This window comes from Vibrio sp. 10N.222.46.A1 (genome assembly GCF_041473595.1).
GTDB classification, from domain to species: domain Bacteria; phylum Pseudomonadota; class Gammaproteobacteria; order Enterobacterales; family Vibrionaceae; genus Vibrio; species Vibrio tasmaniensis_A.
The window spans coordinates 1-20,834 of the sequence record NZ_JBFRSN010000039.1 but is presented as its reverse complement, the minus strand read 5'-3'; the positions used below and the strand labels follow the sequence as shown (position 1 = coordinate 20,834).

The 20,834-nt window shown below is 40.1% G+C and carries 19 protein-coding genes and 2 pseudogenes; 15 read left to right on the top strand and 6 right to left on the bottom strand.

Translation table 11 applies throughout. The features are described 5' to 3' along the window. Window positions 1-277, top strand: a 277-nt coding sequence (locus tag AB4496_RS01750; protein ID WP_137002676.1) for a hypothetical protein, incomplete at its 5' end; no start/stop codon positions are given. Between the two features lie 83 nt (window positions 278-360). Beyond that, window positions 361-891 carry a hypothetical protein gene (locus AB4496_RS01745; protein WP_102258301.1) on the top strand — a complete coding sequence of 177 codons (531 nt, stop codon included), beginning with the start codon at window positions 361-363 and terminating at the stop codon, window positions 889-891. Window positions 892-1,271: 380 nt separating this feature from the next. Here the strand turns inward: AB4496_RS01745 and AB4496_RS01740 are convergent, their stop codons facing one another. Then, window positions 1,272-2,096, bottom strand: coding sequence for an AraC family transcriptional regulator (locus AB4496_RS01740; RefSeq protein ID WP_102258276.1), 825 nt, complete (start codon window positions 2,094-2,096; stop codon window positions 1,272-1,274). 180 nt (window positions 2,097-2,276) lie between these two features. Between AB4496_RS01740 and AB4496_RS01735 the strand changes: the two genes are divergently transcribed. The 4 genes from AB4496_RS01735 to AB4496_RS01720 all read left to right on the top strand — a co-directional run bounded on the left by AB4496_RS01735 (window position 2,277) and on the right by AB4496_RS01720 (window position 7,084). Further along, window positions 2,277-2,894, top strand: a complete 618-nt coding sequence (locus tag AB4496_RS01735) for a hypothetical protein (protein ID WP_102258275.1) — start codon at window positions 2,277-2,279, stop codon at window positions 2,892-2,894. 26 nt (window positions 2,895-2,920) lie between these two features. Beyond that, window positions 2,921-3,529 carry a trans-aconitate 2-methyltransferase gene (locus AB4496_RS01730; RefSeq protein ID WP_017041545.1) on the top strand — a complete coding sequence of 203 codons (609 nt, stop codon included), beginning with the start codon at window positions 2,921-2,923 and terminating at the stop codon, window positions 3,527-3,529. Window positions 3,530-3,958: 429 nt separating this feature from the next. Continuing rightward, window positions 3,959-6,040: a hypothetical protein gene (locus AB4496_RS01725; protein ID WP_102258457.1), complete on the top strand. Its 2,082-nt coding sequence runs from the start codon at window positions 3,959-3,961 to the stop codon at window positions 6,038-6,040. Window positions 6,041-6,694: 654 nt separating this feature from the next. Then, window positions 6,695-7,084 carry a hypothetical protein gene (locus tag AB4496_RS01720; protein ID WP_102258456.1) on the top strand — a complete coding sequence of 130 codons (390 nt, stop codon included), beginning with the start codon at window positions 6,695-6,697 and terminating at the stop codon, window positions 7,082-7,084. Window positions 7,085-7,618: 534 nt separating this feature from the next. Here the strand turns inward: AB4496_RS01720 and AB4496_RS01715 are convergent. Beyond that, window positions 7,619-8,386: pseudogene (locus tag AB4496_RS01715) on the bottom strand (IS5 family transposase); the annotation flags it as partial. A gap of 448 nt (window positions 8,387-8,834) precedes the next feature. Here AB4496_RS01715 and AB4496_RS01710 point away from each other — a divergent pair. The 8 genes and pseudogenes from AB4496_RS01710 to AB4496_RS01675 all read left to right on the top strand — a co-directional run bounded on the left by AB4496_RS01710 (window position 8,835) and on the right by AB4496_RS01675 (window position 16,301). Continuing rightward, window positions 8,835-9,500 (top strand): hypothetical protein, encoded by a 666-nt coding sequence (locus tag AB4496_RS01710; RefSeq protein ID WP_017103494.1) that lies wholly within the window; start codon window positions 8,835-8,837, stop codon window positions 9,498-9,500. A gap of 380 nt (window positions 9,501-9,880) precedes the next feature. Further along, complete coding sequence (locus AB4496_RS01705) at window positions 9,881-11,443, top strand: hypothetical protein (protein ID WP_102258454.1); 1,563 nt, start codon at window positions 9,881-9,883, stop codon at window positions 11,441-11,443. A 41-nt stretch (window positions 11,444-11,484) separates the two neighbouring features. Beyond that, on the top strand, window positions 11,485-12,483 hold the full coding sequence (locus tag AB4496_RS01700; RefSeq protein WP_102258453.1) for a hypothetical protein: 999 nt from the start codon (window positions 11,485-11,487) through the stop codon (window positions 12,481-12,483). Window positions 12,484-12,673: 190 nt separating this feature from the next. Continuing rightward, window positions 12,674-12,991 (top strand): IS66 family insertion sequence element accessory protein TnpA, encoded by a 318-nt coding sequence (gene tnpA / locus AB4496_RS01695; RefSeq protein ID WP_102258483.1) that lies wholly within the window; start codon window positions 12,674-12,676, stop codon window positions 12,989-12,991. Further along, window positions 12,988-13,341, top strand: a complete 354-nt coding sequence (tnpB, locus tag AB4496_RS01690) for an IS66 family insertion sequence element accessory protein TnpB (RefSeq protein ID WP_102258482.1) — start codon at window positions 12,988-12,990, stop codon at window positions 13,339-13,341. Before tnpA ends, tnpB begins: the two co-directional genes overlap by 4 nt. Window positions 13,342-13,400: 59 nt before the next feature. Further along, window positions 13,401-14,942 (top strand): IS66 family transposase, encoded by a 1,542-nt coding sequence (tnpC, locus tag AB4496_RS01685; RefSeq protein ID WP_102258481.1) that lies wholly within the window; start codon window positions 13,401-13,403, stop codon window positions 14,940-14,942. A 540-nt stretch (window positions 14,943-15,482) separates the two neighbouring features. Further along, entirely contained in the window at window positions 15,483-15,947 is a 465-nt protein-coding gene (locus tag AB4496_RS01680; RefSeq protein ID WP_102257497.1) for a cupin domain-containing protein, read from the top strand. Between the two features lie 27 nt (window positions 15,948-15,974). Next, window positions 15,975-16,301: pseudogene (locus AB4496_RS01675) on the top strand (glyoxalase/bleomycin resistance/dioxygenase family protein). A gap of 375 nt (window positions 16,302-16,676) precedes the next feature. Here the strand turns inward: AB4496_RS01675 and AB4496_RS01670 are convergent. From AB4496_RS01670 to AB4496_RS01655, 4 genes are all read right to left on the bottom strand, one after another. Continuing rightward, window positions 16,677-17,246 carry a PIN domain-containing protein gene (locus AB4496_RS01670; protein ID WP_017098631.1) on the bottom strand — a complete coding sequence of 190 codons (570 nt, stop codon included), beginning with the start codon at window positions 17,244-17,246 and terminating at the stop codon, window positions 16,677-16,679. After that, window positions 17,246-17,698 carry a helix-turn-helix domain-containing protein gene (locus tag AB4496_RS01665; RefSeq protein ID WP_017098630.1) on the bottom strand — a complete coding sequence of 151 codons (453 nt, stop codon included), beginning with the start codon at window positions 17,696-17,698 and terminating at the stop codon, window positions 17,246-17,248. The genes AB4496_RS01670 and AB4496_RS01665 overlap by 1 nt, the downstream gene beginning before the upstream one ends. A gap of 401 nt (window positions 17,699-18,099) precedes the next feature. Continuing rightward, window positions 18,100-18,687: a hypothetical protein gene (locus AB4496_RS01660; protein WP_229648121.1), complete on the bottom strand. Its 588-nt coding sequence runs from the start codon at window positions 18,685-18,687 to the stop codon at window positions 18,100-18,102. A gap of 426 nt (window positions 18,688-19,113) precedes the next feature. After that, window positions 19,114-19,371: a helix-turn-helix domain-containing protein gene (locus AB4496_RS01655; RefSeq protein ID WP_016800114.1), complete on the bottom strand. Its 258-nt coding sequence runs from the start codon at window positions 19,369-19,371 to the stop codon at window positions 19,114-19,116. A gap of 560 nt (window positions 19,372-19,931) precedes the next feature. Between AB4496_RS01655 and AB4496_RS01650 the strand changes: the two genes are divergently transcribed. Beyond that, window positions 19,932-20,834: type IV secretion system DNA-binding domain-containing protein (locus AB4496_RS01650; protein ID WP_372130521.1), on the top strand; the 903-nt coding region annotated here is incomplete at its 3' end.

The window sequence follows — 20,834 nt, the reverse complement described above, 5'->3', positions numbered from 1 at the left end:
TACCGTCGATACCGTGGCTGCTGCCCGCACGGCTATGCTGCACAACAATGAAACGGGCGGACTCTTTAATCAAGCGCGCTTTGATGGGGTAACCGATGAGGTAAAACTTCAGCAAGAGGAGGCGCAGAAACCCATCCTCAAACCTGAGCCGATGATTGAAATGACCGTCAATTCGCAGGTAGAAAAGGAGATCACTAGACCCGAAAGGACGGAATACGTCACCTCCGACCAAGCCTATCCTGCGGTGCCAAGATACACACAAAATTCGAAAGAATAATACTTAACTAGGTGCATAAAAAAGAACTTTATGCACCGCCTAAATACTGGTATTATGATCAGGTATCTAAAGGGAGAATGACCATGAAAACAGTCTTACCATTACTGCTGCTTACCTGTGCGAGCGTGCAAGCTCAACCCCACTCTCCTGAGCTCACTCAACTGCTGAGTGAGATACACGAGCAGTACGAAAACCCCAAATTATCTAGCGCCCCTAGAGCAATGGCAGACATCACCAAACTGCCCTACTTCTTGCAGCACATTGACGAGACGGACACCGTGGAGTCCATACGCTTAAACGCTTACTTGCAAGGTTTGCATACTGCGTATTTTGACAATGCCTATAATCAAAAACAGCTAGGCGGAGGAAGCTGGTTCTGTATGCGCGATACAATGGCACTCGATCCAAGGCGCCACCCTGAGTTCCTTGAAGATATGATCTGGATGGTACTTGAGAAAACCGCCAAAAACGATCCGCAGAAGTTCAGACGAGCAAACTATGCAGGGTCCTTCGGCGTTGATATTTCAATGATTATTAACTACGGCTTACAAACCGAATACCCTTGCTACAGCCCTATCCCTAAATCGTTACAATTTAACGGCTGGAAATATTAATCTCGGCACAGGATATCCATCGAGAGTGAATGTAATTTCAGGTATAAGGCCAGTACGAGAGAGTAGGAACGGGTTAAATGTCTTTATTCTAAACTAGGTATTCATTGGCCGCTGCTTGGGCACAAAAACGTTCCTTTAACCCTATGCAGCCCAATAAAGTATCCTCTTAAAATGGTAGCGATCGTATTGGTACGCTGCTATTTGTTCTAATGAATAATTAGAGTAGTAGCTCTAGCTCATTTCTGCCCCGAAACAAGTTACGAAGCATTCAGGGAACTCTTCGCTAACCTGACGTTTGACCTACTTTTCTTATGCTACAAAGAATCAAGGTCATTGAAGACGAACCTCCTTGTTATTTAAATGAAGTATACAACTCATGTTCAATGCTCACTTTTGTCTCTTAGCTTATTACGCCATTTTGAAGGTGTTGTGCCATAGAACGTTTTGAACTGCCTGATGAAATGAGTTGTGTCTTGCCACCCAATTTTCGTAGTAATCTGTTCAACCGACATATTTGAGTACTGTAGAAGCTGCGCTGCTTTGGCTAGGCGCGCTGAAGTGATCCACATACCGACCGTAAAACCTGTTTCTGACTTTACAACTGATGCGACATGGGGAGATGTGCGACCCACAGCAGACGCAACGTCACTTAAGGATATAGGAGTAAGACTGTATTTTTGAATATAGTGTAATGCCTTTCCGACTAATGGCGACTTTGTGATCTTATTGTCTATTACAGTCGTCGCACGAACGACTTCTGCTAATATCAATACAATCAGGCTCCGTTGAACATCATTACTCATCGTTGTTTCAATATTGGTTTCTTGTTTTAAGGCTTCAAACCAAGAAGTTATACGTTGTTGAGCTGGAACATCTAAATGAGCCACAGGAGCACCTCCTGAACGAACCTCTGCGAAGGGGCGCATTATCTCTTGCATTTCGTTCAAACCATAGCTTTCAGCAGAGAAACCAAGTAGCCAATAGTCTAAATTACAACCCGCGACAGAACGATATGGTACTCCGTAGGGGACAATCGTAATGCTGCCAGTAACAGATTGAGTAGTGTAGCTTTGCTCCATTTTAAATGAGCCTTTTGTAGTAAAGAGCAAACCATAGTCTGGATTTACTGACACGGTTGAGCTTTCACTGTTTACGCCTTGCTCGTGGATTACATAGCAGGGTGGCAATGGTGTTTTTGGAAGCATGGATAACAACCTACAGTTCTTTTACAAGATCTTAATATCAGCCGATACTATCTCAATCTGTGCACTCAAACAACGCAGGGTCTTTGTATATATTAACCACACACAATCCTAGTAGCTTAAACAATAAAAAGAGATTCAGGTCGTAATATTTTTGGCTTACAGAACTAGAGGAAAGAAATAATGACTAAGACTTTAGCTTTGTGGGAGGAGCAGGATAAGCACAAAGGTGATCGCTGGGAGCTGTTTAAGGCGATCGGTGCTTTTATGACTCCTCGAAAAGTACTCTATCCTGGTAGTTATGTGGACATTTCACCATCATTCGTTTTTAACGATGTCACATATGTGGATCTTGATAAACGTGCTTCAAATTTTTTTGCTGATGAATGCACTGTTAAACAGATAGTTTTCGAGCATAAAGGGAACTCAGACCCAAATATACAGTTTATCCATGGTGACTATCGCTCACTGGAGTTAAACGAAGTTGAATTCGACTTACTAATATCTCTTTATGCAGGCTTTATTTCAGAACCGTGCGGAGAGCTTTTAAGAATAGGTGGAATCTTACTTGTTAACGCTAGCCACGGAGATGCAGCTTTAGCGGCTTTAGATCCAAGATTTAAGTTGATTGCTGTCGTTCTTCGAGACAATGGAATGTATGAGGTCAACGACGAAAATCTTAAGGATTATATGAAGCCCAAGAGGCCTGAAATCATGACACGAGAAAATATATTAGCATCTGGTCGTGCGATCCCATACACAAAATCACCATTTGCATATTTGTTTAAAAGAGCAAGTTAGTAATACAGAAAATTGTAGGAAATTATATGAGTTACAATGATTTAAACGACGGGGTCTGCATGAATTATTATCACGATGTTAACAATGCGAAGGCATATACTGAAATGTGTGATGGATATAATGCTGCTGAGCAATTGCATATGCTCTCAAAGGTTCTTTCTCCTGAGGATTCTGTTTTAGAGTTAGGCTCGGGGCCTGGTAATGATCTTGAAATTCTCGCTCAGAAATTTCGAGTTACAGGCTCTGATTATTCACCAGCTTTCGTGAATATTCTCAATAAACGGCTACCAGATGTACTTAGCTTAATACTTGATGCTGTAAAAATTGAAACAGAAGCTAGGTATAATGCAGTATATTCCAATAAAGTAATGCATCATTTAAGTGATACCGAATTGCGCCAATCTTTCCGCCGTCAAGCTGAGCTGCTTTTACCTGGAGGTTTCGTTTTCCATCTAGTCTGGCAAAAAATTCAAGCACCTGAAACAACTCATGGTCTATTGTTTCATCCGAGAAGTTTAGCCAAGATGAAAGAAGCAATGGGGCAGGAGTTTAACGTTGTTGAATCAAAGGTTTTTAGCGAATTCGAAGATGGGGATTCTCTTGCTATTCTCGCACGCAAAGTATTTCAGTCGTAGTAGTGATTGTTCTGTAGTGGGTTAATGAGATTTGTCAGCTATTTGTAGGCGACTCGCGTGATTTGGAATAGAAAAAGTTATCTGAAATAGAAGGCTTTCTATCTCGTCGTAACACGGAATTGTCCAAAAACATCACAACCTGAATTTTCACGCGTGGCATTTTCTAGCTCGAAAATGCCCCTAAGTTAGTTTGGCAATCTGATCTTAACGAAACAACTCATTCCTTCTTGCCTAAATTCAGCTAATGTGACGGAAGCCAAACACCAACCAAATTCAACTTCTTTCATAAATAATGATGATTGATTATCATGACCCCATGCATGAAGAGACTGTCAACGTGATGGCGATAGCGTATTATATGTATTGAACATGTTGAGCGAATCCATAAATCAAAATGTAATTTAATTACAAAGAAATAGATTAGTTATTATGTTGAAAGAGTTAAATGAGTTTAAGCTGGGAAAGTTTTCGGAATATTTGAAAGAAAATAGCAATGATATTGAATCTATAACTAATATCATTAAATCTACACTTACACGCCCTGATATATTGCAGATCAGAAATAGAAAGATACGAAAAGAGCGTGATAAATTTATAGAGAATTTAATTTTATTAACTTCCGAGTTAGATAGTAAAGTTAAAGAGGTCATTACTTCCAAAGTAAAGGTAATTAAAACTTCAGAAGAGTTATTTGATAATATATCGAAGATTATCGATGAATGTGATATAAGTGAAAGATCAATAAGCGCACAAGTATGGTCGCATTTGAAGCGTGTTGAAGAAGGGTTTGACTTAATTAATAAAAATATAGATGCTTTCCTTTGTAAAAAGCCAAAAACAAAGATGTTATCTCCTTACACGATTATTGAGAACGGCAATGGTGATTCTTTTTCTGCTGATGCAGAATCAGAAAATTTGATTAAATATTTATCAATCACTCTATTGTTATTAGGTTATAAATTCAAGATTTTTGATAATGGAAAAATAATACTACCTTTACAAGAAGGTGTGACTGAAGAAAGTATATTCCAAGCAGGATCTATAGAACTTTTTGCTCGTTCATGGAAGCAGTTGGAGGATGTTTGTCAAAGAAGTATATTGTTCGGTGGTGATGTGCTCTGGTTACAAGGTGATGATGTTCAGGCTGATGCAAGAAAACGTGGGTTCAAACAAACTTATCACTATGAAAGAGAAGAGTCGGAATATGAACTTTTCGACTCAATATCAATGGAACGACTTAAGAAAAAATCCCTTCAATATTACCTTGACATTTTATCAAATAAAGAAATAAGAAGTAAAGTGACATCTAGTCATGATGTAGTTGGTAAACTTTCTGATCGTATATTTTTAAACGAAAATGAAGTGTTAGCCTGTATAACTTTAGGAGATGTTTTTTGCGTAGATATCTTTTTAGATAAAAAAACATATAATGAATTAACTCTTTCTGAGTGGATAAGATCATATTTTATTTTTCAGTGGCTATCGGTGCAGGTAAGTAGAAAAAGTATTAATAATATTTTATCTCGCGAAGAAATTATAAATTATTTTGATGCAAAAGGAATTTCAAGAAATAAAAGTGAAGTGTTTATTGATTTGGTCACCTTCTCTCAAAGTTCACAAGACTTATATGATTGCCCTCTGATTAAGCTGGAAAATAATGATTATTATTTTGCTTACTATAGTTGCCTTAATTTTAGTGTTCCTAATGTTATATTATCTAGATTTTCATCTTTAGAAATAGAGTTAAGTGATAAAGGGGTCAATTTTGAATCTGACGTTGTTGATTTTCTCAAAGATGGTATTGGTAACTGCAATAGTTTTAAGTTTAAGCGTGAACTTGACGAATATGAGTATGATGCAGTATTTACATTAGATAATAAACTATTTATTCTCGAATGCAAAAATAGATCTCTATCATGGTACAACCCAGTAAAAGCTTTTCGGAACAAGGTATATCTTTTTGAAACAATTGAGCAAGTGTTAAGACTAAAGAATGCTCTAGCAACATATCCAGAAGTACTACAAGATAAGCTCGGTATTGATATATCAGAGTATGAAATTATCCCAGTTATCTTCAATTGCATGCCTTTCAGTTGGAAAGGTAAAATTAATGGTGTTTATGTAACAGATTACTCATCCTTCTCAAGGTTATTAAAAAGCTCAGAAATAAATTTGGTAATGACCAATGGACATGAGCAGAAGAAAAAAAGCACATCAAAATATAAGCAATGGAAAGGTTCTACTGTTTGTGCCGAAGACATCATCAATCATTTAAATAACCCAATTCAACTAACGCCATACATTTCTTCAAGGAAAGCATCAGGTTATTGGGGGGTTGCGAACAACGAAACTGCATTTACGTTGATAAATTATGAGGTAGACGTAACAGAATACCAAAGACAGGAGAAAAAGATGTTCGGCTCAACACCGAAAATCAAATCTAAACCTAAGGCTAAAAGTAATCGTAAGTCAATGATTAAAATTTCGAAAAAGAAAAATAGAAACAAATAGACATATAACGCACAAGAGCCTTCCTGCTATCAATATGTAATACGAATTTTTGGCTGCATCAGCAGCCAAAAATCAAACAATAAAATAAAGATATCTATTTAACTCTGTTATTGCCTCGAAAGTACAAAACAGCAGCTTCTGAGATAGTTCACGGTCAATTAAATTAACTTTTCCTAATTGATGAGATCGACATAATACTCAAACCACTAACGCTTTTCTGTCCAAAACCTTCACAGGCTGAATTTTTACCCGTGGTACATTCTACCTCAGAAATGCCCCAAAGTGAGTCAGATAGGGATTGAAGTCAGTTTCAAACCCAGCAACTTGCCTTACTTTTCCTCATGCCTAAATCTCTAATTATGTCGCCAAAACTTCTAACCCACTACAGACTGACCTTCAATCACAGTTACGTACGAATATGCTATTCAAGTATTTCTAAGCGATTGAATAGTATAGAACAAAATGGAAGTTCTTGATTGATAACGTGCCTCGAATAGGAAGCAATGTGTGTTTGCACGGTTTTCAACTAGAAAATCAGAATCATGTCATACTATATGCATATTTTTTAGTTGGTTAGGTACAATACTTGAGATATTCTGAATGTATGAACTCGTGCTGGCACGATATTAAAATGTTATGCAAAATGGAGGTGTTATGTTTATCAATTGGCTTAAAAAATATTTTTCGATAGAAAAAAGAATTGAATCTCATCCAAAATTTAGAGATGCATTTAAGATCGTAGGGTATGTTTTAGCTGGTGATAATACAACAATGGTCGAAGGTGTTGAAGCACAATATTCAAAAGCAGTCTTAATATTGTGTGTTCGTGATGCTCAAGAATATTATCAAGTTTGGGAGTCGGAAGAATATCTATACCATGAAGATGCATTGAATGTATTAAAAGCTGAATGCGGTCGTATTTCTGAGTTTATCGACAAACGAATTGAAATTTGTGATTTTTCGTCTAAAACAGAAAACCATGAAGTTGTTGATGTCTATAATGAAAATAACCGACAATATATTTTAGAATCAACAAATCTGTGAGATATCGCATAACAAATGCATCAACACGATTTGCTACACTCGGCGTTGTCAGTTTGCCTTTAGTTTCAGTGATTAAGGCGTTAAAATTCAACTAAGTCTGTATCGTAGCAAACGTGTTATGCAGGCGTTATGTGTTAAAGCAGCCTACAAAGTAAACTTAGGGCATTACACAATGTGGATTTGAATCCTAGCATATTTTTCAATCTAAACGAGCTTAACCATTTATTTAGAGAGGAGGTTGCTATGGTAAAACAGGTGCTTAACAAAGTCGGTGTCACAACCGCCCTAGTCACGTAGGGTGGCTATCGTTTTTTTCTTCGTTCCTAATCAAAGAATTAACATGGGTAGTATGTCTAAAAACGATTGCTAGGCTTCTGCCCTAAGTTTATTTGGCGCTTTAAGTGTATGGATTAATTAAATAAATTAGAACCCTAAAGGTGTGCAGGATGAAAACTAGAATAAAACTGAATAATGGTGAAGGGCGTTGTTGATCAAATCAGCTTGAGGTTCAACGACGCCATATTTGACTAATCGTTAGCTTCTAACAGGCATACCTAGTCCTATGACTTTGTTTATAGCTTTGACATTCGCCATGATTTCTCCCACTTGAGCGTTGTAACATCTCAAGCTCAATTTACCGCTGGTTAGTCCTTTATATCGAGACATTGCGGTCTCAGATATTGAGCGATAGTGGTAACCAGACTCAGATTTCCACTCCGTTATTGTTCCGTTTTTAAGAGCCTCTACAGCTTCATTTCTGGGATGCCCATCTTCCCAAAGAGCCGCATTCTTTCGAGGTGGTATCAACGGAGTACAGCCCTTATTTTTCAGAGTCTCATGGCAACTTTTTGTGTCATATGCTCCATCAGCAGATACTGTATGGATCTTTCTACGTAAAGGGTTGAGTAATGTTGGCAGCACTTCGTTATCGCCAACACTTACAAGACTGACTTCTGCACTAATGGCCTCATGAGTTTCTACATCAACAGCTAAGTGCAGTTTACGCCAAGTTCTGCGTTTTTCGGCGCCGTGCTTTTTCACTTTCCATTCACCCTCGCCAAAAACTTTGAGACCAGTCGAGTCAATGGCTATATGGCGAATAGCTCCTTTGGATTTATTGCGATATTTGACCTGAACTGTCTTCGAGCGTTTGCTGATACAGATGTAGTCAGGGGACGTCAGTGGAACATCCAATAGCTCAAAGATAGAATCAATAAAGCCTTGAAGAGCACGTAATGGTAATGAGAATACTCCTTTAATCATCAAGGCAGTTTCAATCGCTGTATCAGAGTGATGTGCACCATTAATACTGGACAGGGAGCTTAGTGACTTTCCATACTTATGCTAATTCGTGATTTGCTAATACCTGGTTATCCGAAACTCATTTCTGTCCAAAACCTTCACAGGCTGAATTTTTACCCGTGGTACATTCTACCTCAGAAATGCCCCAAAACTTGTTAGCTCAAATGCTCTACGTAATTTGGGGGGCGTGCGCTTTCCCTATCAAATCTAATCCGATGAAAGAGAGTCAGACCGAGCTTATTTTGGGCGTATGTAGGCTAAAAATCGTATTGCTCAGAATCCGCCGGAGTTATACGGAAACTTTCGGAAATTTCTGAAGTTCACATCCTAGGCTCTAGGCAATACGGGCATTAGATTGAGCGTGAGTATGATTAACGTTATGATTGGTTGCATATAATTAGGAAAAAAACCGTCGATAAAGCGTTAGGAAATTAGCTGGAGATATGTGATGGATGCATTTAAAAGCGGCTTGGCTTGCTATTGTCATCAGAGTCAAAATGAAGTTAATCGCATTAGACGATTTTCCCAATCAATAGATTCTCACTGGGAGTCGAAAGCAAACCGCTTAGACAGCGAACTTGAGAAATCGTTGGCAGAAACTACCTGCGAAGATCGGTATCAAGAGTTAGGCGAGACCTATGGAATGGTTTACTACGAAGACATAGTGAAGAGTGAGTGGATACACAAGCATAGTGTAGTAATTACTATTTCGAGCTTTGTCGAAAATTCCTTATATGAGCTATGTGAACTACTAGCATCACATAAAGGTCAGCCTCTAAAGTTACTTGAGAAGGGGAGACTATCGAAGGTAGAGAAGTGCCTACTCTACCTAAAAACCAATGCTCACCTTAGTCTTGCTGGCTGCAAAGAAGAAGCCGATGCAATGATTGTCGCCTATAAGTTACGGAATCAGATTATTCATAACAACGGCAAAGTGACCGATAGGTTTGAAAAGCAGAAGGCTCAATGGAAAGGCTTAGTTAAAGGCAGCTTAGGTTCCTATATTGAAATCGACAGTAAATTTGTTGCATGGTACTTAGAACAAGTTGCGTCGTTTTACCATAAATTGGCTCCGGAAGTGTCGTCATTTATACAGCGAACAAAAATTGCTTAACAGATAAGGATTAAGCGTTGCGTAGCCAAGGTAACGTGGTTCTGTCCAAAGACGTGCTGACGCCGATCTCGGCAAACACGTCTTTGCCCCGTTTCTTGTTGACGAAACTAAACCCACTCACTCTTACATTGAGAGCTTCCCATAGATTTCCTAATGCCAAACGTGAAGTGTATGGAAATGCCCCATTTTAACGCATTTTCTTGTTACTGCTTTTAGCGTGAACCATGATATCCTCATAAAAACATAAAGTTATGTTAGAAAGTAGTGTTCGTTAAATACATGAAAAATCCCAAAGTGGGATGTTTAATCACCCCACTTTGGTGATCTAATAAATTGTTAGCCTTTCTTCGACAGCTGCATATTAATTAATAGAGGTTTTCTTGAAACTAAAAGAACAAATCAGTCAAATTTTACTGACTAAATTAAACTCGATAATCAATCCCAAGTTTCACAATAAGTTCATCCTACTTCTGCTTACAGCTGGGCTTGGATTGCTTACTCCCAGTATCTTGAGTGTCTTAGTAAAATTTCAATTAATAACTGATGGTTTTGTAATCAATATTGAAGCAGGTGAAGCCACAAATAGCACTTTGGCACTTATCGGTTTAGCATTAGTTTCAATGTCGGTTTATCTATTGAGGTTGGTGAGAAAACAAGAACATGAGGTTTATATGTATGAAGAATCTCTAGATCACGATTTTTCAGTTAACTACTATATTTGTGAAGACTTTGATCATTTGAAAGAGTTGTGCTCAGGGGATTTAACAAATTTTCCTGAAGATAAAGCAATGTTATTAAATAATGATGTTTTAGATACAATTAATAGTATTATTTCTTCTCATCCTGACAAACATCGATGTACAAGTCATTTTACTACCGAAGATTTTGGTAGTGAGGAAAAGTACAAGAGTTTATATCCACATGCATCAAAGCCAAACAAAGCTCAGGCTAAACATGCTTACTTTAGTCTTGTTAGAGAATTAGACGAGAATGATAAAAAGTTTCTTTATGCTAAAGACTCAATCACCAAGTTGATGATTAATAGTAGTTTTTCTGGTCAACTTGGCTATGCTGGAGCCTATCCAAATGAATGCTGGGACGTCGAGTTTCAAGAAGAGCTTGTTGTAAGAAAACTATGGGTGCTGTTTCTATCTATTAAAAACAACTCGAATAAACTCGTTGATTTAGATTCTTTGTTAATTGATTTTAATAATAAAAATGAATTCTATGATTTCAAGTTAAATCCAGAGCAGAAGAAAGTGTTAACGCTACCAAAAATTATGCTGGAACCAGGCAAATGCGTTGTTATTCCTGTTAGCATTTTAGTACCACCTTTGACACCGTTATCACGCAAAAAAATTGTTCAACATCACGAAGATAGCTATGGTGAAAAAGTCTATGAAGTATTTGAAGAGTCTATAAAGCTTGAAGAAGATCAAACGTTTTTCGTTTACGGTGAGCAGTGGAATGTAAAACGCTTAAACTATCAAAAAGGTGGGCGTTCATTTTCAACAGACATCAGATGTTTTGAGCCAACAAATACATTTACTCTGAACGTAGGGTGGCAGATTGGTTCGTGTCCGCATTTATTTTGTATAAAAGCTGATAAGATCGTTTATGAAAGAGAACTGCTAGCATCTTGTGTGTCTAACGTTGGGGAAGACCTTTTTGTTGTCCCAAGCTCAGTCAGTCGGTTAGTCATAGCTGAAATTGAAGACGAGATTACAACTATTAAGTGTTTGAGTGTAAACGGTAACGCGTTAGTCCACGATCTTACCCTTAAAAAGGGAGATGCCTACGAGTTTAATGTAAACGAAGGGGACGTTGTAGAAATTGTGGGCTTGTATGAACCATACCTTAGTCAAATGAGTAACATTCCTGTTGGTAATAAACGAAACGATCTGATTTGTAACTATATACGAGGCTATAACAGGAAGGGCTAACTGAATCGGGCGTCAATTATCAATTTACAAAAGAGGATATAATGAACGGTATTTACTACAGAAATACATGTACGAATATACCCAATTGGGTAAATAATTTGCATGAAAAGCAGCCAATTGGATACGCGTATGAAACAGAAACTCACTTTGTTCATCTGTATGGCAAGGACGAGGGTCTAAATGTAATTTCTGTTGGACTTACAGCTATTGAAGCGAAGTCAGGTACTTTAGAAGAATGGGTTACTAAAGTATTTGGTGCTCAGGATATAAAAAGTCTGTCTCTACCTGTTGGGAATTCAACTCAAGGAGTATGGCGCCCATCGTTGTACTACTATCAGGATATTGAAAAAGCTCTCGATATTGACCTTTTTGAAAAAAGGTCTGCTGAGCAAGCGCTAAGAGTACTTATAGAGAAGCTAGACGACATACTGTTATACGTAGAACCTGATGCAAATGGTTTAAATTCCTATGGTCACAAAAGTAGAGAGCTTTTAATCTTAGCATGTACTGAGGTTGAAAACTCTTGGACTTCATTGTTCAAGAAAGCCAACATACCGCCAGCAAATGGTCGGATGTTTACTACTAATGACTACGTTAAATTGCTACCCAAAGCATGCTTGAATGAATTTGAAATAGCTTTTAAAAATTATAGTGGCTTGAGGAAATTTCAACCGTTTTTAAACTGGACAGCATCTAATCCTACAAGATCACTGTCATGGTACGACGCGTATAATAAGACTAAGCATGACCGTGGTACTTCATTCAATGCGGCTACACTTGAGAATGTAATGGATGCTATTGCTGCGAACGTAGCTATGTTTTGTGCTAAATACGGTCCATTTAGCTTATTTAATGACAACAACACACTTTCTTCTTTAATTAATCAGCATTTTAGTATTAACCTGATTAATAGCGATTTTTCAACGTATTACATACCTAAGATTACATTGCCTGCTGGAACTAGGGGCGACCTTTTTATATATGACTGTTATAGAGAAGGTCATCATAGCGGCTGGAATGTACAGCCTCTTGTACTTTAAAACAACTAACAAACGACTATAGCTTTAAGATACTTTTTCTAATCCAAATTTGGTACGTCATAATCCATACTCTAACGTGTTTTTGTCCAGAGGCTTCATAGACCTGAATTGTAAGCGCGTCATGAACCCCGCATTCTAATTAACCGGCACGAAGAATAAGATCATCTCTCCAACCCAAAGGAGAGTTGAAATGGCAAAACGACGCACCAACCTAGAATGGCAATCACTGTTTGAGCAATATGAAAGCAGCAGTGTTACCCAACGCGCTTTTTGTGAAGAGCATGGACTGAGTTTATCCACGTTCTTTGCCAAACGGCGTCAACTCCAAACAGCAAACCAATCGGGATCTGTCGGATTTGTTAGAGCCGAAATCGTCGAAAAGACAACCAAGTATCAGGCCCAGATAGCTACGGCTAACATGACACTTCTCATCAATGATGTGGAGCTGAGCATTCCTCAAGGTACGCCAGCGGCCTATCTTGCTGAACTCATTGGAGCGTTGTCATGAAAGGTATGCTCAGCGCGCCAGAGATTTACCTTTATCGTGAAAGCGTCGATTTTAGAAAGTCCATCAACGGTCTTGCAGCGATTGTCGAAAATGATACGGACCTACCTCTTGGCAGCGGTGCTCTATTTCTGTTCACCAATAAACAGCGCGATAAGATTAAGGTGCTGTACTGGGATAAAACAGGCTTCGCCCTCTGGTATAAACGCCTTGAAAAAGCCAAGTATAAGTGGCCTTCAAAAGAGAAAAATCAGGTGTTTACCCTCACTCAATTTGAGCTTGATAGACTGCTTTCTGGCTTCACAATTATCGGTCATGAACCCATCAAAATAAACGATTTTACAATGAGTTAATCGAGAATAAAGCCTTATTGACCAAGCGTTAACGGCACGATTTTAGTATAATCAATGCCATGAAAAAGACGCCAAATATCAACCCAGAAAGCCAAGATGTTGCCGAGCTACAAGCGATGGTGAAAGCCCTGATGCTCTCGCAAGAGCAGAAGGAATCGCAATGGAAACAAGAGCGTCAATCGCTGCTTGAACAACTCAAACTCGCCTTCGATCGCCAGTTCGCGAAACGCTCGGAGGCATTAAAGCCTTACGATGAATCACAAGGTGACCTCTTCAACGAAGCGGAATGTGAAGCCGTTAAAGAAGACGAGGTTGAGGTGACAACGACGACCACAACGAAAAAGCGCGGTAAACGTAAACCTCTGCCTAATACCTTGCCTCGTGAGGTTATCGAACTCGATTTAGACGACAATGAAAAGCAGTGTTCTTGTTGTAATCATAGCCTGCATAAAATCGGGGAAGACCGCAGCGAGAAGCTAGAGTTCACACCTGCGGTACTCAAGGTGTTGGAATATGTTCGCCCTAAGTACGCTTGCCGCCAGTGCGAGAAAACAGGTGATAGCAGCCGTATCGTTCAGAAGCCATCCCCTCAGAGTCTCATCCCTAAAAGCTTCGCCACAGAAAGCTTGCTGGCCAACATCATTCTAGGCAAATACCAATACGCGATGCCGCTTTATCGCCAAGAATCTCTGTTTACCCAGTCGGGTATCGAGCTATCACGCACCACCATGGCAAGGTGGGTCATCCAAGTCAGCGAGAAGTTCTCCCCGCTGTATGCAGCCTTGAAAGAGCACCTACTTCAGCAAGTGGTGGTTCAAGCGGATGAAACGCCGCTCAATGTGCTCAAAGAAGAGAAGAAGTGTTATATGTGGCTTTACTGCTCAGGCGCTGACTCGCCCGAAGCGGCACTGCCAAATGTGAAAAATATCGCCTTGTACGACTATCAAAACAGTCGTGCGAGGGCGTGCCCTATTGCCTTTTTAGGTGACTACAACGGTTATCTACAAACCGATGGCTACGCGGCCTATGATGGACTTCATCAAGTCACCAATGTGGGGTGCTTAGCGCATGCTCGTCGCAAGTTCATGGACGCGAAGAAGCTTCAAGGGAAAGGTAAGTCGGGCAAGGCTGATAAGGCGCTGGCTAAAATCCAAAAACTCTACGGGATAGAATCGCGCTTAAAAGGTGCGCCTGCCGAAGAGCGAAAAGCAGAGCGTCAAGCACTTGCCAAACCGATACTGGATGAGCTTTACCAATGGATGACAACCCAGAAGGTGATTGGCTCTAGCCCACTGGGCAAAGCGATAAAATACACGCTCGGGCAGTGGTCAAAGCTCATTCGTTATATCGACGATGGTCACTTATCTATCGATAATAATCGCGCTGAACGCGCAATTAAACCGCTGGTTATTGGCAGGAAGAACTGGCTATTCTCTAACACACCAAACGGTGCTGATGCGAGCGCGATGCTTTACAGCATCATCGAGACCGCGAAAGCCAACGGCCTTATCCTCTACGACTACATGGTCAAGTGCATGAAAGAATTAGCGAAAGCTGAGCCTGATATCGACGCACTCTTACCTTGGAACTTCAAACACTGACAAGTCGCCCCGTGGGTTCATGGGGCGGATACGATAGCAGCATAACAAATAAGAATTTAACGCTGCGAAGCCAGCGCTTAATCCGATTGTTGAACAAGCCCGATGCCTCTATATAAGTAAATTGTGCGATCTAACCTACATCAACAATACTGGACTTCCTGAATTTAAGCCGTTTGCCATACTTGCAGTTATTCATTAATTGCTAATTTAGTAAAGTCGCTGACAAACTTTTGTCCAGAGGCTTCATAGACCTGAAGTTTTACTCGTGGCACTTTTCTCAAAAAGTGCCAACTAGCTCAGATCTGCCCCAAAGTGTATCACGACCGATGATTGACTAATTAATGGTGAGTTGATTTTGTAATACATATGCTAACTAACAACCCTAGAGTGCAGGTGTTTTTTTCGTAACCCATCACTCGTGTGCGTACAAAAATCACATAACCATAATATATGACTTGAGTTGCTTAAAAAGATTGAGCAAGATGGACAGAAGTAAATGACTATATCCCGACTGAAAAGCGTTATGCACAGGGGCAATTAATGACGAAAGCGAAACAAGCTTTAAGCATAAAAGGTGATACGTTTAACCCATTTCCAGAGCCATTTAAATCTCGCCTTGGTCAATCTGAATGCAGAAGTTTAGGTGATTCTTTTGGGCTCACTCAGTTCGGTGTGAATCTGGAAGTATTAGAACCGAATGCGCAGTCGGCTCTTCGCCATTGGCACACAAGGTCAGATGAGTTTCTTTATGTACTCGATGGTGAGCTATGTTTAGTCAGTGATGACGGTGAGCAGACATTATTTGCAGGAATGTGTATTGGCTTCCCTGCTAGGGTCGAAAATGGACATCATTTAATAAACCGTAGTAGCGAACAAGCTAAATTTATAGTTATAGGGAGCCGAGTTGCAAAAGACGAAGCCCATTATCCAGATGATGATTTCAAATGGGTTGTTGAAAGTTCTGGTGAATGGACTCCCTCTAGAAAGAACGGCACACCATACTAGTGACTGTTAAGTAGTAGGAGGGAGACTATGATTCCAACAGCGATTCTTATTCATGTTCAAAATGTCGCATTGGGCATCGATTAGTATCAAAAAGCCTTTCCTACAGCTGTATCTGTTTATCATCCTAGTTTCGACTTTACCATGCTCAATTTGAACGGTTTTTCTCTTGAGATAGTACAAGCAGACGAAAAAGTAGGCTCGTGTAAATGTGGGACAGTTTTATATTGGTCGGTAAACAACTTGGATAAAGCACTGGATCATTTTGAAGAGCTTGGTGCAAAACTGTATAGAGGCCCAATGGCAATTGAAAATAGGCTTTTTATGTGTCAAATCGAAGACCCGTTTGGCAACTGATGTGCACCATTAATACTGGACAGGGAGCTTAGTGACTTTCCATACTTATGCTAATTCGTGATTTGCTAATACTTGGTTCTCCGAAACTCATTTCTGTCCAAAACCTTCACAGGCTGAATTTTTACCTATGGCACTTTCTAACTCGAAAGTGCCCTTTTCTGCGTTAACGTAATTACTCAGTAGCAGATCACGCTACTGAAATCACCGTACTTTTTCTTATATGCCAAAAGTGTTAAAAAGATAAGAGAACATCGAATGATGCTCTCTTAAATATCGGGGAGAGTACAGCTAAATAGTAAACACATTTCAGACGCGAATGAGTGTATACAAAAAGGCCGCAATCAGCGGCCTAGTTTAAAATCTACTAATTCAAAGTTAAAGCATCAATTTGAAGCTCTTTAAGTGTGAGATGAAGCTTGGGAGTCTCTGCTTTTGTAAGCAAGCTAAGAACTCATCTTGGCTCATTGGTGGCCTTTTTAATGAAGCTCTTTGTTGCTGAGCAGCCTTAACGCATGCGCTACTGTCCAATTCGAACATATCGCACAGGAACTCGTCTGGATGTATTGCTGTTAGACCTAAAGGCTCGAGTTCGCAAGAAGGAAAGTCTTTTAGGTTGAACGTAATGATAGACTCAGCCTGACCTTTAATGGCGGCAGCTACAACATGTCTATCATCAACATCGGGTAAAGTAAGGCCATCAATTAAAGACTCATACCCTTCAATCAAGCAGTCTGGAACATTTGCGTTCATTAACTGTCGAGTTCTTTGCAGTTGTTCTGCATTTAGCTCTGGCCTATTTTTCAGTAGATTTCGAGTCCATTCATCATGTATCTGTTCTGTCCATCGCGCTCTAAACAGGCCAGTATTGGCCAAGTACATTAGGTAGCTTCGGAGTGGAGCTGGGTACATTACACATGCGTCTAGAATTACCGTATATGACGCCATTAATATCCCATATCCATTTCTTGGTCTAATGCAGATAGTTCAGCAAGAGCAGCTAGTCTGTTCTCTTCTAGGCAGTTCTTGTACTCCATAAGATCAGTATAAGCTACCTTTCTACGGTTGCCAGTACGGCTAAACGGAATATCACCTGAATCAAGAAGCTTAATGAAAGTAGGACGAGACATGTTTAGCATCTCAGCACCTTCTTGCGTTGTGAGTTCCGCATGAATAGGTGTGATGCTAACAGAGTTGCCTTGACCTAATTGAGTAAGCATCTCGATCATCATATTTAATGCGCTTGCTGGAATAGTTACTTCGTGAGTCTTACCAGACTTATCGACAACGTTAATCCTTTGAGCTTCACCATTAATTTCTATAACGGCTGACAACTCTTGGCTACCAAGCTTAGCCAGTGCCATTTCTTCAGCGCTTGGCAATTTTGTAGCAGTATTCATCGTGTTTCTCTCTAGTTTTTAGTTTCTGATGTCATGGTATACAAATCTTCTCACCATGACATTATCCGAAATATTCGAAAAAAGTCAACATTCGAAATATTCGAAATATTCGAAATATTCGAAAGAAAGAGAGTGTCACATTATCGTTGGACTTAGTGCTCGTAGGCGGCCTAGTTCAAGGTCTATCAACGCATGCTTAACTATCTTTAATCATAGTACTTCAATATGTAGTGTATGAGAGGAATTGGTCAGCCAGATGTAGGCTAGCTGAATGATTATAATATTAGAAGTAATTCGAAAGGTCAGAGTGTTCTATGATTCATAACTCGGAATTGTCCGAAGATTAGTTTCAGTTATATCTGTCATGTTAAAGCATGCGGCAATCGTTTACGCCTCGTTATTCATTCGTAACTTGCCATCTTTCTTGTTGTGCCTGTGAAGTTGTCTGATACTTCGATACGTTTCATTTCGATGTTCATGGTGGGTTCGATTTTTTTAAGACGTGCTATATCACTGGCGATTCGTTTACAGCCTAAAAACAAGATGCCATCGAGTGGTGTTATGACATCTCCAGCCTTGAGGCAATCAACGAGGGAGGTGGCAGAGAGTGGTGTTTTTGTCCCAGCAACGTAGCGGGTTGCCACAAACTCATTCGTATAGTGGATTTCTCTTGGTAACATTTGTTCGCTTTTGGCGTAAATCATTCCGCTTTGTTTACCATTAATAACTCGATGCTCTTTATACACTCGTGTTTCCTCGCCTATGGTGGCCATAGCTTGTGGTGCGCGTGTGATGAATAAGCGAAAAGGTAGATCTTCACTTGTGATGTAATCGACAAGGTTAAACGCTAATCTTGCTCTCGCGATCTCTCCGAGTGGTTTGTCACGACAGATTTGTAGAACCTGATCCCATTGGCTGGTCAGTCGAGTGCTTTCTTTATCGCTTCTAACTTTAACCTTGAGAATATCGTAGTGAATTATCTTTTCCATGGTTAATTTGGCCTTCCGTTTTGCTTGCTTCGTTAAATTCCAACCTAACATTATTTTTTTATAACAAATTAAAGCAGTTATCCACAAAGTTGGGGCGTAACCTGTCTAAAACCTTCGTCGGTTGAGTTTATGCTCATGGTACCAAATAGATCGAAATCACCTAAAAATGCCGATAATTGTTTTCAAATTGAAGTAAAAAGCGCCAATTATAAAACTTATCGCGACACTAAGAGGCGGGTATATTCGTTGACTTCTAAAAGAGCCCAATGATGGTTACTTTGCAATTGGAGTAGATTACCGCCAGTGCTCCTTGAAGCGAAAATTAGAGCAACTGCCATTGATTTCTTGAGAGGTCATGGGGGTTGGTTAATCTCTGCACCCTCGTTAGGGTACCAATAGGCGGATACCTACTTATAAGCTCTCATCCTATCCAAATTCACGAGTTGTGATCTGATTTAACTTTTTGGTGAAATTACCTCTGTTAATCCCTAAAACCCTAGCAGCCTTAGACTGATTACCGCGCGTATGAGTTATCAACTCAGTAAACAATATTTCAAACACAGCAGGAGTCACCCAAGACATATCAGGGCTAACTGATTGTTTATCAAACCATGTCGGTTCCAGTTCTGCTCGGATAAGTTTTTTTAAATGGTCTTTGTTGATTGGGGTTAGTTGGTCATTCATAGAAGTTGAAGGTCATTAAGGAACGTTATCATTCTGACAAATTTACCATGAAATCGCCTTGAAATCAGCCGACGCGGGAAAATACGAATACGATGGATAACTGTCCAGCGCAATAAGCAACGAGGACATTTTTAATCATAAGCTCAAAGCCATTCGTTTCTAAAAACACTCGACCAATCCCTGTCCGGTGATGCCCATCATCAACATAAAGCTCACCATCTCTATTACACAGAGACCAATTTCGCTTTTCTTCTTAAAAAGAGTAATCAGGATTGCTTTGAAGGTTTCGAGCATAACGCTGACCACGTTCGAGACCGTGAGGATTATCAGCGCAAGGAAATAAACCACCCAAGTTTTGCCAGCATGTCGGGGCTCTAGCCCCCCACCCCGTCGGAGAGGTGAACATCCGTGACTTACCTTCGGCATGCGTAAATTTTTTTCATATCAGAGCCCTACACCGCAATACCATTAGCCAACAACCGTTCAATTGTTGGCCAGCTCATCTGCATACGCAGGTAATTACCTAAAAAAGCACTGCATTTAACTCTCAAGGAACCACTATGCCTAGACCTAAACGCGCGTCCGGCAACCACTTTACCCGTGGCGGACAAATTACTTTTCACTCCATTCGGATGTTCTTTCAAGTCAACAACACCTTAGTCTACGCCGCCATTTGGTCGGTGATAGCACTCACTGGTGTTCTAACCTGGCTACGCGCGCCCGATAACGCCTTTTGGTCTGTGTTCTACTACTGGCGCAATCATATCTATGCCAGCTTTGGGCACAATCTTAACAGCGAAGTCACGACGTTCTGGAGCGGGAAACGCTACGTTGGTACGCTCGCCTCCCAACTGGAAAACACCCAACTCATCGACCTTTACGATAACGTGATACACCAAATACAAATCAACTTCTTAATTGCCATCGGTATTGCCTTCGCTATTTTGATGCTCGCCATGAGTTTCTTTAAACGACAAGGCGAAAAGCAAAGTGAAGATTTCCACGTTCGAGGCTTTCAATACGCCGAACCCAAAGTGCTCACAAATGATTTGAAAAAACGGGCAAAGAAACTCAAAAGACAGGGTGTAGGCAACGGACGGATTTCTGATTTCAAAGTGGATGGGCTGGCCTTGTTTAAGCGTGAGTTTGAAGTTCAGCATATGCTCATCGACGGCACCACAGGGGCAGGTAAATCCGTCATGCTTCGTAAACTCCTGCGCTGGATACGTAAACGTGGGGATAAAGCCATTATTTATGATAAAGGCTGCACCTTTACCAGTAAGTTCTTTGACCCTAGCCAAGATACCTTACTCAACCCCTTCGATGAACGCTGCGCCAATTGGGATGTCTGGTGTGATGCTAAGGATGCCCCTGATTTTGAAAACATTGCGAACGCGCTTATCCCGCAACATGGTGAAGGTGATCCGTTCTGGGTTGATTCCGCACGGACTATCTTTTCAAGT

Bases quoted from the DNA above. Each gene is read 5' to 3' on its own strand.
- AB4496_RS01745 (WP_102258301.1), top strand. From the start codon at position 361: ATGAAAACAGTCTTACCATTACTGCTGCTTACCTGTGCGAGCGTGCAA.
- AB4496_RS01740 (WP_102258276.1), bottom strand. From the start codon at position 2,096: ATGCTTCCAAAAACACCATTGCCACCCTGCTATGTAATCCACGAGCAA.
- AB4496_RS01735 (WP_102258275.1), top strand. From the start codon at position 2,277: ATGACTAAGACTTTAGCTTTGTGGGAGGAGCAGGATAAGCACAAAGGT.
- AB4496_RS01730 (WP_017041545.1), top strand. From the start codon at position 2,921: ATGAGTTACAATGATTTAAACGACGGGGTCTGCATGAATTATTATCAC.
- AB4496_RS01725 (WP_102258457.1), top strand. From the start codon at position 3,959: ATGTTGAAAGAGTTAAATGAGTTTAAGCTGGGAAAGTTTTCGGAATAT.
- AB4496_RS01720 (WP_102258456.1), top strand. From the start codon at position 6,695: ATGTTTATCAATTGGCTTAAAAAATATTTTTCGATAGAAAAAAGAATT.
- AB4496_RS01710 (WP_017103494.1), top strand. From the start codon at position 8,835: ATGGATGCATTTAAAAGCGGCTTGGCTTGCTATTGTCATCAGAGTCAA.
- AB4496_RS01700 (WP_102258453.1), top strand. From the start codon at position 11,485: ATGAACGGTATTTACTACAGAAATACATGTACGAATATACCCAATTGG.
- tnpA (WP_102258483.1), top strand. From the start codon at position 12,674: ATGGCAAAACGACGCACCAACCTAGAATGGCAATCACTGTTTGAGCAA.
- tnpB (WP_102258482.1), top strand. From the start codon at position 12,988: ATGAAAGGTATGCTCAGCGCGCCAGAGATTTACCTTTATCGTGAAAGC.
- tnpC (WP_102258481.1), top strand. From the start codon at position 13,401: ATGAAAAAGACGCCAAATATCAACCCAGAAAGCCAAGATGTTGCCGAG.
- AB4496_RS01680 (WP_102257497.1), top strand. From the start codon at position 15,483: ATGACGAAAGCGAAACAAGCTTTAAGCATAAAAGGTGATACGTTTAAC.
- AB4496_RS01670 (WP_017098631.1), bottom strand. From the start codon at position 17,246: ATGGCGTCATATACGGTAATTCTAGACGCATGTGTAATGTACCCAGCT.
- AB4496_RS01665 (WP_017098630.1), bottom strand. From the start codon at position 17,698: ATGAATACTGCTACAAAATTGCCAAGCGCTGAAGAAATGGCACTGGCT.
- AB4496_RS01660 (WP_229648121.1), bottom strand. From the start codon at position 18,687: ATGGAAAAGATAATTCACTACGATATTCTCAAGGTTAAAGTTAGAAGC.
- AB4496_RS01655 (WP_016800114.1), bottom strand. From the start codon at position 19,371: ATGAATGACCAACTAACCCCAATCAACAAAGACCATTTAAAAAAACTT.